Genomic DNA, 12,208 nt, shown 5'->3' with positions numbered 1-12,208 from the left:
GGAGTTACTTCGGCAGGAAGTTGTAGCGCCGCATAATCTCTCCAATAACTGTCTTGTCCAGGAACTTCACCAGCGGACGACGGAGAAAACCGGGGATCTTCTGAAGCGGGGTTTCACCATCCATCATCTTGACGGTGGACTCCATGAGGGTACGGACGTCATAGACGGAGCCGAAGACTTCAGGAACACCACGGTCTACGTCACAGAGAGTGTAGACGGACTCCATGCCGGAGCGGACAGAGTACTCGGTGGTGAAGATGGTGTCGCGGGGGATCTCGGCGAACTGGCCGATGAAGGCGAAGTTCTGGGAGCCGTCCGGGACGACCTTGGGCCGGTCGCTGTTTTCACGCGGCATAAAGAAAGCAGTGATAAAGGGCATCATGACCGGAATGCAGTGGGCAGAGTGGGCTGCCATCTCGGGGATCTGCTCCTGCGGTACGCCAATGTGGTAAAGCCACTCGGCGGTGATTTCCTCGCCAGTGCAGTCGCGCATCGGCTTCTTAATGTAGTCGCCCGGGCGATCAGTGAAGAGACTGTAGATCCATACCACAATTTGGTCGTCGGTCTGTGCCTTGAAGTGTGGCTGGCGGTTGATGGTCCAGGACATCAGCCAGTTGGAGTCCTTCACGGTGACAATACCGCCGGTAACGACCCGCCCGGAGAGCGCATCGCGCTTCGTGATCTTCTCGATATAGGGGCGGATCTTGTTATCCAGGGTGGTGAGGGTTGCGGATTCCCAGTTGGTGAGGTCAGTTTGGGTGCAGTACCGCTCTGGGTTGCCGAAAGAATCGTGTTGCTTGGCGATGTTGCGCCACATTTCCCAGCATCCCACCGGCTCGGTATTGAAGGCTGCCGGGGTGTCATGGTCACCGTTGGCGGATCCCTCGGTGCAGGAACCATTGGTGATGAAGACGAGGTCATTCTTGGTGAGGTCGATCGTCAGGGGATTCCCTTGATGAGTGCCGACAATCTGCACGGCAGTCTTCTTCTCGCCGCGGATATCGAATTTCACATTGCTGACGGTGGTATCGAACTGGAAATTCACTCCTGCCGCACGGAGGTATTCCACTAGCGGCTTGATGAGAGACTCGAACTGGTTGAACTTTGTGAATTTCAGCGCCGTGAAGTCCGGGAGCCCACCAATATGGTGAATGAAACGCTGTAGGTAGCGGCGCATCTCAGTGGCGGAGTGCCAGGGTTCGAAGGCAAACATCGTGCGCCAGTAGAGCCAGAAGTTCGATTCGAAGAATTCCGGGTCGAGAACATCCGTGATCTTCTTGTGGTCAAGTTCTTCCTCTTTGGCGAGGAAGAGCTTCATGATGCTACGGGAGGCCTTGTCGGAGAGCCCAAACTTTCCGTTAGTGTGGGCGTCCTCGCCTTGCCGGACGGTGGCACGGCAGAGCGAGTAGTTGGGGTCGTCTTTGTTGAGCCAGTAGTACTCGTCCAGGACAGAAACTCCCTCGGTTTCTACTGAGGGGATAGAACGGAAGAGATCCCAGAGGCATTCGAAATGGTTTTCCATTTCGCGTCCACCGCGAATGATGAAGCCTTTGTTGGGGTCTTTGATGCCGTCGCAGGCTCCGCCGGGAAGTGACATGGATTCCAGAATGGTGATACGGGATCCATCCATCTGGGCGTCGCGGACAAGGAAGGCTGCGGCAGACAGGCCGGCAAGGCCAGCGCCAATAATGTAGGCACTCTTTTCATCAATGCCTTCGGGTTTACGGGGACGCGCAAACGCTTCGTAGTTGCCGTTGCTGTAGTACAAGGGGGTGTCCTTTCAGGCGGAGTCATTCCTCGAAGCCTTTTACCACGTGCTGCTTTCGGTAGCTCATGGGTAATCAGGGGGAAGGTGACGACGCTATAGGGGCATGTGGGTTTTAACTGCAGCGCCATTCCGTCGAATGGCTCGATGTCGGCCGACAACACTCACTCCATCGATGCACCGCAGTAGAGTGTTACAACTCGCTGGTAACCCGTACGGGAAAAACGCTGCCGCGTGTCTAGTGAAGCGGTAACTCGAATCCCTTCGGTGCCATGTTTGTGCAGGTAAAGAGGACAACTGTGGGAAAGTCAGGGGAGGAAAACTATTGTCCGATATACTTGGCTTGAGTACCGTGGCAGTGGTGTCCACGGCCTTCCTTAAACAGGCACTACGTTCGCGCGTTTCACAACACTCGTGTACTGACCGCACTCGCCACTTACAAGGAAGCACAATGGTGGAGAAACTACGCACCAAGGACCTGCTCAACCTCGGTATTTTTGGCACCATCTACATGGTCGTTGTGACCATTCTCGGGGTAGCGGGAGCCGCTACGCCGGGCTTATTGTTTGGCACGATGGTGGTAGCCGCTTTCGTGAACGGTACTGTGTTTATGATGTACCTCACCCGGGTGGATCGCTTTGGGATGGTGGTCGTGCTGGCCCTCCTCATGGCTCTTATCATGATGGCTATTGGCCGTTCTTGGACCACGGTGTTCACGGCACTCGTTTTTGGCCTGCTTGCGGAGTTTATTCTGGCGCTGACGAAGTACCGGAATACGGTCGCCACCATTTTCGCCTATGCGGTGTTTACCCTCTGGTTCATCGGTCCGCTCCTCCCCATCATTTGGTTCGCTGATGACTACTTCCAGTCTGCAGCCCAAGAGAACGGTGCCAACTACGCCCACGAGATGATGAACTTCTTTACCGTGCCGGTGATTGTCGCTTTCGGTGCCACTATCTTTGTGGTCGGCGCGTTGGGCGCATGGCTGGGGTCTGTTCTCATCAAGCGTCACTATGCCAAGGCCGGAACGGTAGCGGGAGCAGCTCCGCAGGAGACGGATGTCGACGCGCGGGATAATCCAGAGGAAACTCTGTAAGGCTTTGTACGCCACCGATGCTGACGACGGTACAGTTACCCCCTAGCGAAAACCTCCTGACGCCCCTTCTCCTACTCGATACCCTGGAAATAACCGAGAGAAAGGGTTTTCTAATGCCAACGACACCAGCAACCCGTGTTATCTACTTGGCAGGAGGCTGTTTCTGGGGAGTAGAAGGATACTTTCAGCGTCTCTCCGGAGTGGTCGACACCGAAGTAGGCTACGCCAACGGAGTGAGTGCCGACACTAGCTACCATGACATTGCTAAAACTGGCCATGCCGAGACCCTTAAGCTCACCTACAACCCCGCGCGTCTCTGCCTAGTGGAGATCCTGCTGCACTACTTCCGCATCATCGACCCACTCAGCCTCAACCAGCAAGGAAACGACCGCGGCACCCAATACCGCACCGGCATCTACTGGGAGGGTACGGCAGACGACGCCACTGCCCGCAGCGTTCACCGCTTCCTGAACCTCCAACAGGCAAACTTCAGCTACCCCATCCAGGTAGAGGCAGAACCACTCCGCAACTTCTGTCCGGCAGAGGACTACCACCAGGATTACCTGCAGAAGAATCCGGGTGGCTACTGCCATATCAGCCTCGCTGCGGCAGACCGCCCCCTCGACCCCACCGACTATCCCACTCCCAGCCGGGAGGAGATTCTCGAAAAACTCACCACGGAGCAGTTCCGTGTAACCCAACAGAAGGACACTGAACGCCCCTTCAGCAGCGAATACGACGCATTCAACGAACCAGGTATTTATGTTGATGTGGTGACGGGCCAGCCCCTGTTCTCTTCGGACGACAAGTACGACGCCGGTTGCGGCTGGCCCAGCTTCACCCGCCCCATGATCGGTGACGCACTCAACTACGAAGAGGACTTCAGCCACGGGATGCACCGTATGGAAGTCACCTCCAGCAAGGGTGAGAGCCATCTGGGTCATGTTTTCCCCGATGGTCCGCGTGCGGAAGGCGGACATCGGTACTGCATTAACGGGGCTAGCCTACGTTTCGTCCCCCTCGCACAGATGGAGGAGGAAGGCTATGGCCGTTACCTCCCGTTTGTCACACCCCGGGACCAGTGACCCGTATACTCCGAGCGGGTGGTGACTACTAGTCTGCTTGTGTCGTTATACGCCGCAAGGACTGCAGGACAACCTCAGTGTTGGTGGTTTCCCAATAAGAGGGAAGGCTTTGCCGGAGGAAACTGCCGTAGCGTGCCGTCACCAATCGCGGGTCCATTACAGCAATGACGCCCCTGTCGGTAGTTGAGCGCAGAAGCCGGCCTGTGCCCTGTGCTAAAAGCAGGGCAGCATGGGCAGCGGCAACGGACATAAAGCCATTCCCACCGTGCTGGTTGACGAAATCGAGCCGGGCGGACATGAGCGGATCGTCCGGTCGTGGGAAGGGTATGCGGTCAATAATGACGAGGGAACAGGACGGCCCTGGGACATCTACACCCTGCCAGAGACCGAGGGTGCCCACCAGGACACTTTCTTCCTGCTCAGCAAAGTCGGCAATGAGCGAACTCATGGTGTCTTGCCCCTGCCGCAATACCTGATAGGGCACATGCTCATCCAGATAGGCCGCGACATCATCGGCGGCACGCCGCGAACTGCACAATACTAACGTGCGTCCACCGGCAGCACTGACGAGCTCTTCCATCCGTTCGAGTATCGCAAGCTGGGTGGGGCCTTGCAAAGGGCTAGGGAGATCCCGCGCAATATAGAGGATTCCTGCTGTGCGGTGGGAGAACGGAGATCCCACGTCCAGGCTGCTCCATGCGACAGGGGAATGGGCACCACCATAGCAACGTAGGTCACTGTTGGGCTCCACCTCCCGGAGATCTTCCGTCAGATTGGGGTCCCGAGATGTTGCCATGTCGGTGAGAGGGGAGGCCTCGCGTTCTTCTTCGGGTAGGCCCCACTGTCGTGCCATAGTGCGGAAAGAACCTCCTGCCTGCAGAGTTGCCGAGGTGAGAATGACGGTGGACTCTGCGAACAAGCGGTCGCGCAGTACTGCAGCAACAGAAAGCGGGGCGACATGGATTTCGTGACCACGGCGTTCCGGCATGCTCATCCAGACCACGTGGGTGGGGGACTCTGCGAGCACCACATCGCACACGTCGACAATCTGGTTGAGTCCACCGATGGATTGCTTCTTTGCGGCGGCGTTTTTCGGGTCGGAGACGATGTCTGCTTCCTTCACCGGACCGAGGGCTGTTAGCAGGGTGGTAGCAGTAGAGCGGAGGAGAGTCAGTGCGGAGACCTGTGTGTCGTCTAGGGCAGTCCAGCGTCCAATAGGGCTGGATTCCAGAGCGGCGGAGAGGCGCTCTACGCTCTCGAGGAAATTGTCAACGTCGCTATCGCTAAGGAAATGGATGAGGCGTTTTCCTAGAATATCGAGGCCGGCGGTGGATAGTGTGCCGGATATGACGTTGGTGACGCGGCTCTCAAGCTCGTGGGCTTCATCGACTATAACGACGTCATGATCGGGGAGAAGGTCAATGGGGGAGGCGGCGTCAATTGCTAGCATGGCGTGGTTAGTGACGATAATGTCTGCCCGGTAGGCCTGCTGGCGGGCCTGTTCCGCGAAGCACTCCTCCCCGAACGGACAGGCTGATGCCCCGATACAGGATTGGGTATCGACGGAGACGGTACGCCACACAAGGTCTGAGACGCCGGGTTTGAGGTCGTCGCGGTCCCCACTATGGGTGTCCTGTGCCCATTCGTGGACCCGTTGTGCTTGTTGGCCCGCCTGGGAGGGAATGAGGGCGTGTGTGCCGTCATCATCCGTATCGGGATCTTCGGCACTGTGGAGCGCGTTCCAGCACAGATAGTTGTTTCGACCTTTGAGAAGGGCAAAGGTCGGACGGCGGCCAAGGTCCTCTGCCAGCGTATCAACCAAAAGAGGAAGATCTCGGTTGCATAGCTGGCGTTGCAGGGCGATGGTAGCGGTCGAGACCACGACTGTCTTTCCAGATTCCACAGCATGGCGCAGCGCGGGGACCAGGTATGCTAAGGATTTTCCGGTGCCCGTCCCCGCCTGAACTGCCAGGTGTTGGCCGGTGGCCATGGCGTGATCAACAGCTGCAGCCATGCGTTGCTGGCCGGTGCGTTCCTGGCCACCCATAGCCGTCACCGCAGTGTGTAGGAGCTCTGCCACGCTGGGAACCTGGTAGGAGTCAGGTTGTGAGGGGGTAGGGGCAGAAAGGTGGTCCACGAAGCCCTCACTTCCTCCTAGAAGCCCATAAATTGGGTGGGGATAGCGGGCTCACCGCGAGAGAGGGACAGGCCTTCCCAAGGTAGTTGCTTGAGGTTGTCGTAGAGCAGGGTGCGAGCATCATCGAGAGTGGGCAGGTCCTGCTGTACTTCGCCATCTACCACATAGTCAATGGTGAGCTTGTCGCAGTTCAATGTGCCAGTATCGGGGGCTGCTGCACCCAGCGGGGTGACGATTTCAGACACCATTGTGCCGGTAGCTCGAGAGGTCCGGAAGCCTTGCTTGCTGCCGCCGCGAGTTTCCTTATGGCTGGAGCGTTTGGCTACCTTTTGGCCGTCCACTTCAACAATCTTGAATACGAGTTCGGCGGTGGGTGCACCAGAGCCGGTCACCAGGGAGGTGCCGACACCGTAGGCATCGACAGGTTCGGCGCGTAGTGCAGCAATGGAGTACTCGTCGAGGTCGCCGGACACCACAATGTGTGTGTTGTGGGCGCCTAGAGAGTCCAGCTGTTGACGCACTTGGCGGGCCAGAACACCCAGATCGCCGGAGTCGATACGGACGCCACCTAACTGCGGGCCAGCAACGTCAATGGCATTGGCGACGCCTTGCGTGATGTCGTAGGTGTCTACGAGCAGTGTGGTGTCCGTGCCCATAGCCTCCACCTGGTGGCGGAAGGCTGCTCTTTCGTCCGGCTGGTTATCGGAAGTGTGGAGCAGGGTGAAAGAGTGTGCCGATGTTCCACCGACGGGGATATTCCATCGGTAGCCGGCTGCTAAGTCGGAGGTGCTGGTGAAGCCGGCGATGTAGGCTGCCCGAGCAGAAGCGACAGCGCTTTCCTCATGAGTGCGGCGCGCGCCCATTTCGATGATGGCGCGCCCATCCGCAGCAGCTGCCATCCGTGCGGCGGCGGTACCGATAGCACAATCGTGGTTGAGTATGGAGAGGGCGAGAGTCTCTAATACCTGGCATTCAGCGAAGGTACCTTGCAGAGTCAGGATGGGAGAGCCGGGGAAGTAGAGTTCGCCTTCCCGGTAGCCGCTGATGCTGCCGGAGAAGCGGAAATTGCGCATCCACTCAAGTGTTTCGTCGGAGAGAAAATCGCTGCAGAAGTCAACCTGTTCGTCGGTAAATCGGAAGTTTTGCAGTTGATCGAGCAGGCGCCCGGTACCGACGACAACTCCGTAGCGGCGGTCGTGGGGGAGACGTCGTCCGAAGATCTCGAAGGTGGAGTGGCGGCTTGCCAGCGGGGTGCCACTCGCCTTTTCTGCGGTGAGAGCGGCATCCACCATAGTGAGTTCGTACATATCCGTCAGCAGCGCAGGGGCGCCGCGATAAGTGTTCATAGGAGCTCTTCTCGGGGTTTTCTCGAGGGTGACCTGTCCTAGTCTACTCAACTTCCGTGTCTCTCAAGTGAACTACACTGGGGTGGACTACTCCGCTAACCAGCATCGGACGGTGTTGGGTGGGAAAGGATAAGGATTACACGCATGGTTTCCAGTGCCGTGGGCGACAAAACTGCACCTATTGGTGTGTTTGATTCGGGCGTGGGGGGTCTGACCGTGGCGCGTGCCATTATTGACCAGCTGCCCCAGGAACGCATTCTTTTTGTCGGTGACGGTGCACACGGCCCCTATGGGAACCAGACGATGGAGGCGGTACGTGGACATGCGGTAGCTATCGGCGACTACTTGGTCGAACAAGGCTGTAAGGCGCTTGTCATCGCCTGCAACACCGCTACTGCTGCTGCCTATCAGACGTTCCAGGACCGTTACGATGTCCCGGTGGTGCAGGTGATCAGTCCGGCAGTACGTACGGCGGTGGCGACGACGCGTACCGGCCGAGTCGGTGTTATTGCCACACAGGCTACCGTGGACTCTGGTGCCTATGAGCGGGAGTTTGCGCGTGTGAGCGGTCAACAGGTAGAGAACGGGCCTCGGGTGACGGTCTCGAGTGTAGCCTGCCCGCGTTTCGTTGATTTTATTGAGCGGGGGATTACGACTGGTCGACAAGTGCTGGGTTTAGCGGAAGGATACTTGTCTCCTCTGCAAGAGGTGGGAGTGGATACGCTAGTGTTGGGCTGTACGCACTATCCGTTGCTGTCTGGCATCATCCAGATGGCGGTGGGGCGAAATGTCACGTTGATTAACTCTGCTGAGGAGACGGCGAAAGATTTGGTTCGGTTGTTGACTGAACAAGATATGTTGGCGCCGGGCGAACCAGATGGGGAGGGTGCCACTGTTGATGCGGCGGGTGTGACGGATGCAGCGGACATAGCTGAACCGCTGAGGCGTTTTGAGACGACGGGTGATCCGGTTTTATTCGAGCGGCTTGCACATCGTTTTTTGGGGCCTGTAGTGGGGTCGGTTGCCGCTACTCGGCTGCTAGCGGAGGAGTAGCGGCTCTCTCTGAAATGCCCTAGAGCTGCAGAATTTCGCCAAGTGGAGACATGTTTTCATTTTTTGAGCGAAACGTGTTGAATTCCTCACACCCCACAGCAGTTGTGCAATTTTGTCTCCACTTCCGGTGTCACAAATAGCAAGAAAAACTGACACCATAGAACCATGCGATTAACTGTTGTTGGATGTTCGGGAAGTGTGGTGGGTGCTCACACACCTGCCTCCTGCTACCTCCTGCAGTCCGCAACGCACCGTCCCATCATTATGGATATCGGTAATGGTTCCATGGGGGGCTTGCAAGACCTTGTCGACCCTAGCGACTGCGACCTCGTCCTGTCGCACCTGCACCCCGACCATATCGCCGACATCTCCAGTCTTATCGTGTGGCGTCGCTACTCTCACAAATCCACTAATACTCCGGCGACGGTGTTAGGACCTTCCACCTTCCTCGAGAAAGTGGGGGAATGGTTTGCGGACGATTACGGGACGCGTCACGACCTCACCGATACGTTTGATTTCCACCCATGGGATCTCGCCGCACCCCAGAGTCTTGGCGGCTTCACATTCCAGGCTTTTCGTGCCGACCATCCGGGTGAAGCATATTGTATGCGGGTGAAAGAGGACTCTACTGGTGCGACGTTCTGTTTCTCCGGTGATACGGGCCCAGCTAACGGCATTCACTCAGCAAGTGCTGGTGTTGACGTATTCCTCTGCGAGGCCACCTGGACGACTCAGCCGCATCTGCCGGAACATATGCACATGACGGGTGCACTGGCGGGAGAGCTCGCTACTGAGAATAGCGTGGGGCGACTGCTCCTTACCCATGTGTCGCCATGGACGGACAGGGAGGCCGTGTTGGCGGAAGCGCGGGCAGCGACCACGGTGCCCGTTGAGCTGGTAACTCCGCGGGCGGTTTATGAGTGGTAGTAGGCTCTAGGTGTGTCTACTACTGTGAATTCTCGCGCCGATGGGCGCGCTGTTGATGAACTCCGTCCTGTCTCTATCCAGCGTGGTTTTACGCAGAATCCGGCAGGCTCTGTGCTGATTTCGATGGGGAACACCCGTGTGATGTGCACGGCTTCCGTCACCAAGGGGGTGCCACGTTGGCGTATGGGCTCCGGTTTGGGATGGGTGACGGCGGAATACTCGATGCTGCCGGCGTCTACGAATGAGCGGTCGCAGCGCGAGTCCACGCGTGGCAAGGTGGGCGGTCGTACCCACGAGATTTCTCGCCTTATTGGTCGGTCGCTCCGCGCCTGTATCGATCTGTCCGCGCTGGGGGAGAATACTATCGCGTTGGACTGCGACGTCCTGCAGGCGGATGGGGGTACGCGTACCGCCTCTATTACTGGTGCATATGTGGCATTGGCGGATGCCGTCACCTACCTGTCTTCGCATGGGCTCATTGCTAAGGGAAGCCCGTTGAAGACCAGCATTGCCGCAATTTCGGTGGGAGTTATTGACGGTGAGGTGCGGTTGGATCTTCCGTATGAGGAGGACTCCCGCGCTGAGGTCGACATGAATGTTATCTGCACTGGCGATGGTCGGCTGGTTGAAGTGCAGGGGACGGCTGAAGGCGAGCCGTTCGATCGGGCAGTGATGGATAGTCTGCTCGATATGGGACAGCTGGGCTGTGTTGAGCTCGGCAAAGTGCAAGAGGATGTGTTGGCGGCGCCCTATCCGTTCCCTGCGAAATTGGGCCGCGGCGCATACGCTTAGGCTGAGTGGTGGCTGCATTCGTCGGGAGTGCAGCACTATCTGCATCCCTATTATCAGGAGAAACTATGAAACTGCTTGTTGCCTCCCGCAATGCGAAAAAACTTGCGGAACTCAAGCGTGTGCTTGCTGCTGCTGATCTCGCCAGTATCGAGGTGGTGGGGCTAGATGCGGTGGAGGACTTCCCCGAGACTCCCGAAACCGGGGCGACATTTGCGGAGAATTCTCTCATTAAAGCCCGGGACGGTGCTGCTCATTCCGGTTGGGTGACGGTCGCTGACGACTCTGGGTTGGCGGTGGATGCGCTGCATGGAATGCCGGGGGTGCTTTCTGCCCGCTGGTGTGGTGAGCATGGGCGCGACCAGGACAACCTAGAACTTGTGTTAGCGCAGTTGCGGGATGTTCCCGAGGAACGCCGCGGGGCAGCGTTTGTTTCTGCAGTGGCCATCGTTGTTCCAGAATCGTTTGCGACGTCCACGGAGTTGGCAGAACGCGAGCTCGCGCGAGAGATGGTGGTGGAAGGAGAGTGGCGGGGCGTGCTGACGTCTGCGCCGCGTGGCGAGAACGGTTTCGGCTACGATCCGATTTTCCAGCCCTTGGATGCAGATGGCCGGACTTCCGCCGAACTGTCGGCTCAGGAGAAGGACACGCGTTCGCACCGTGGCCAGGCTCTCCGAGCAGCGGTGCCGCTTTTTAGGGCTCTTGCGCAGCTGGAGGCCGATTCTGCAGCTGCTTGCGGCTAGCTGCTACTACTGAGGTTGTGGCTGCGAGCTTCTGATCACTGCTGTGGATTGCTGATGTCGTGGCTAGCATTTGGCTGCCAGGTTGGCGTGAAGGCTGGTGTGAACTGTAGAGTATGAGAGTCCTGCTTACAGGGCTTGCGCGAGTGGCGGAATTGGCAGACGCGCTAGATTTAGGTTCTAGTGTCTATGACGTGCGGGTTCAAGTCCCGCCTCGCGCACAAGAATCCCCGGAAGCTTGGCTTCCGGGGATTAATTACTTTAGACGCCGAGTTCGGTAATGATGCGTGCTACGTGACCAGTAGCTTTGACGTTGTATTTTGCTAGGGCAATGGTGCCGTCTGCATCCACGAGGAAGGTGGAGCGGATGACGCCTTGGACGATTTTGCCGTAGTTTTTCTTTTCGCCAAATGCACCCCACTCTTTCATGACGGCTTTGTCAGGGTCGGAGAGAAGGGGGAAGGTTAGCTCATATTTGTCGCGGAAGGCAGCAAGTTTTTCCGGCTTATCGGGAGAAATGGCAATAACGTCAATTCCGGCGTCGTTCAGTTGGGCGAGGTTGTCGCGGAAGTCACAGGCTTCTTTGGTGCATCCGGGAGTGTTAGCGCGCGGGTAGAAGTAGACGATAAGGCGTTTACCTGCGTAATCGGAGAGGCTGACGGTGTTGTTGTGGTCGTCGGTGAGGGCGAAGGCGGGTGCGGTGTCACCTTCGGAGAGGCGGGCCTTGTCGTTGGTGGTTTCTGTGCTCATAGTGACAGAGTAGCGACTTTCCGTCGATTCATCGGAGATTGGGCGTTATTGCAGTACTCTAGAGGAGAAACACTTCTCGGAGTGCGTACGTGAAAAACTTTGCTGGAGGACATTATGGCCCAGGACTTCGAAGCTATTGAGCTGAACATTGCCGTCGCTCGCGATAACCTTGCCGCAACTCTTGATGAGATTGCCGACCGCGTTAATCCCACCAATGTCGTGGAGAAGGGCAAGGTTGCTGCTCAGGATGCGCTGCAAAAGGTCGAGGTTCAGATTGCGCTGGGTATCGCTGCTGCCGTCATTCTCGGTACGCTGGTGATCCGTCTCGCTCGTCGCAAGTAATCCGCGGTCGTTCTAGCCTTCAGATGTCAACGGCTAGTGCGAGATCTCATCATTAACAGATAAACGAAGCGCCCACACTCTCTGGTGGGCGCTTCTTTATTGCTTTCGTGGGGGTAGGTTAGTCGGGTTAAGGGTCAAAATGTGTGTCTGGCTCGGCGTGTCGCGGGGGTTAGATTTG

The 12,208-nt window shown here is 57.5% G+C and carries 11 protein-coding genes, 1 tRNA gene and 1 pseudogene; 9 read left to right on the top strand and 4 right to left on the bottom strand.

Annotation, left to right across the window (positions count from 1 at the left end):
* Positions 1 to 4: 4 nt before the first annotated feature.
* The gene (locus tag Q0X28_RS00065; RefSeq protein WP_296237845.1) at positions 5 to 1,768 is read right to left on the bottom strand and encodes an oleate hydratase; all 1,764 of its coding nucleotides are present in this window, start codon (positions 1,766 to 1,768) and stop codon (positions 5 to 7) included.
* 448 nt (positions 1,769 to 2,216) lie between these two features.
* On the opposite strand from Q0X28_RS00065, the gene Q0X28_RS00060 reads away from it, so the two are divergent.
* From Q0X28_RS00060 to msrB, 3 genes and pseudogenes are all read left to right on the top strand, one after another.
* Positions 2,217 to 2,861, top strand: a complete 645-nt coding sequence (locus Q0X28_RS00060) for an MptD family putative ECF transporter S component (RefSeq protein ID WP_296237843.1) — start codon at positions 2,217 to 2,219, stop codon at positions 2,859 to 2,861.
* A 17-nt stretch (positions 2,862 to 2,878) separates the two neighbouring features.
* Positions 2,879 to 3,442, top strand: a pseudogene (msrA, locus tag Q0X28_RS00055) (peptide-methionine (S)-S-oxide reductase MsrA); the annotation flags it as partial.
* Positions 3,443 to 3,454: 12 nt separating this feature from the next.
* Positions 3,455 to 3,946 (top strand): peptide-methionine (R)-S-oxide reductase MsrB, encoded by a 492-nt coding sequence (gene msrB, locus Q0X28_RS00050; RefSeq protein ID WP_366936991.1) that lies wholly within the window; start codon positions 3,455 to 3,457, stop codon positions 3,944 to 3,946.
* Between the two features lie 28 nt (positions 3,947 to 3,974).
* On the opposite strand, the gene Q0X28_RS00045 is transcribed toward msrB, so the two are convergent.
* Positions 3,975 to 5,993: an ATP-dependent DNA helicase gene (locus Q0X28_RS00045; protein WP_296238122.1), complete on the bottom strand. Its 2,019-nt coding sequence runs from the start codon at positions 5,991 to 5,993 to the stop codon at positions 3,975 to 3,977.
* Positions 5,994 to 6,100: 107 nt separating this feature from the next.
* A complete protein-coding gene (locus Q0X28_RS00040) occupies positions 6,101 to 7,429 on the bottom strand; it encodes a nicotinate phosphoribosyltransferase (RefSeq protein ID WP_296237841.1) in 1,329 nt (442 codons plus the stop codon).
* Positions 7,430 to 7,573: 144 nt separating this feature from the next.
* Here Q0X28_RS00040 and murI point away from each other — a divergent pair, with 144 nt between their 5' ends.
* From murI to Q0X28_RS00015, 5 genes are all read left to right on the top strand, one after another.
* On the top strand, positions 7,574 to 8,482 hold the full coding sequence (gene murI, locus Q0X28_RS00035) for a glutamate racemase (RefSeq protein ID WP_296237838.1): 909 nt from the start codon (positions 7,574 to 7,576) through the stop codon (positions 8,480 to 8,482).
* 165 nt (positions 8,483 to 8,647) lie between these two features.
* The gene (locus Q0X28_RS00030; protein WP_296237836.1) at positions 8,648 to 9,409 is read left to right on the top strand and encodes an MBL fold metallo-hydrolase; all 762 of its coding nucleotides are present in this window, start codon (positions 8,648 to 8,650) and stop codon (positions 9,407 to 9,409) included.
* 24 nt (positions 9,410 to 9,433) lie between these two features.
* Positions 9,434 to 10,201, top strand: a complete 768-nt coding sequence (gene rph / locus Q0X28_RS00025) for a ribonuclease PH (RefSeq protein WP_296238121.1) — start codon at positions 9,434 to 9,436, stop codon at positions 10,199 to 10,201.
* 65 nt (positions 10,202 to 10,266) lie between these two features.
* Complete coding sequence (locus tag Q0X28_RS00020) at positions 10,267 to 10,941, top strand: non-canonical purine NTP pyrophosphatase (protein WP_296237834.1); 675 nt, start codon at positions 10,267 to 10,269, stop codon at positions 10,939 to 10,941.
* Between the two features lie 137 nt (positions 10,942 to 11,078).
* A tRNA-Leu gene (locus Q0X28_RS00015) sits at positions 11,079 to 11,159 on the top strand.
* Between the two features lie 40 nt (positions 11,160 to 11,199).
* On the opposite strand, the gene bcp is transcribed toward Q0X28_RS00015, so the two are convergent.
* On the bottom strand, positions 11,200 to 11,688 hold the full coding sequence (gene bcp / locus Q0X28_RS00010) for a thioredoxin-dependent thiol peroxidase (RefSeq protein ID WP_296237831.1): 489 nt from the start codon (positions 11,686 to 11,688) through the stop codon (positions 11,200 to 11,202).
* Between the two features lie 114 nt (positions 11,689 to 11,802).
* Between bcp and Q0X28_RS00005 the strand changes: the two genes are divergently transcribed.
* Positions 11,803 to 12,030: a DUF3618 domain-containing protein gene (locus Q0X28_RS00005; RefSeq protein WP_296237830.1), complete on the top strand. Its 228-nt coding sequence runs from the start codon at positions 11,803 to 11,805 to the stop codon at positions 12,028 to 12,030.
* Positions 12,031 to 12,208: the final 178 nt, after the last annotated feature.

The sequence above is a fragment of the uncultured Lawsonella sp. genome, assembly GCF_947252745.1.
Lineage (GTDB): Bacteria > Actinomycetota > Actinomycetes > Mycobacteriales > Mycobacteriaceae > Lawsonella.
The sequence above is the reverse complement of the archived record's forward strand: the minus strand, read 5'-3'. Positions and strand labels throughout refer to the sequence as shown.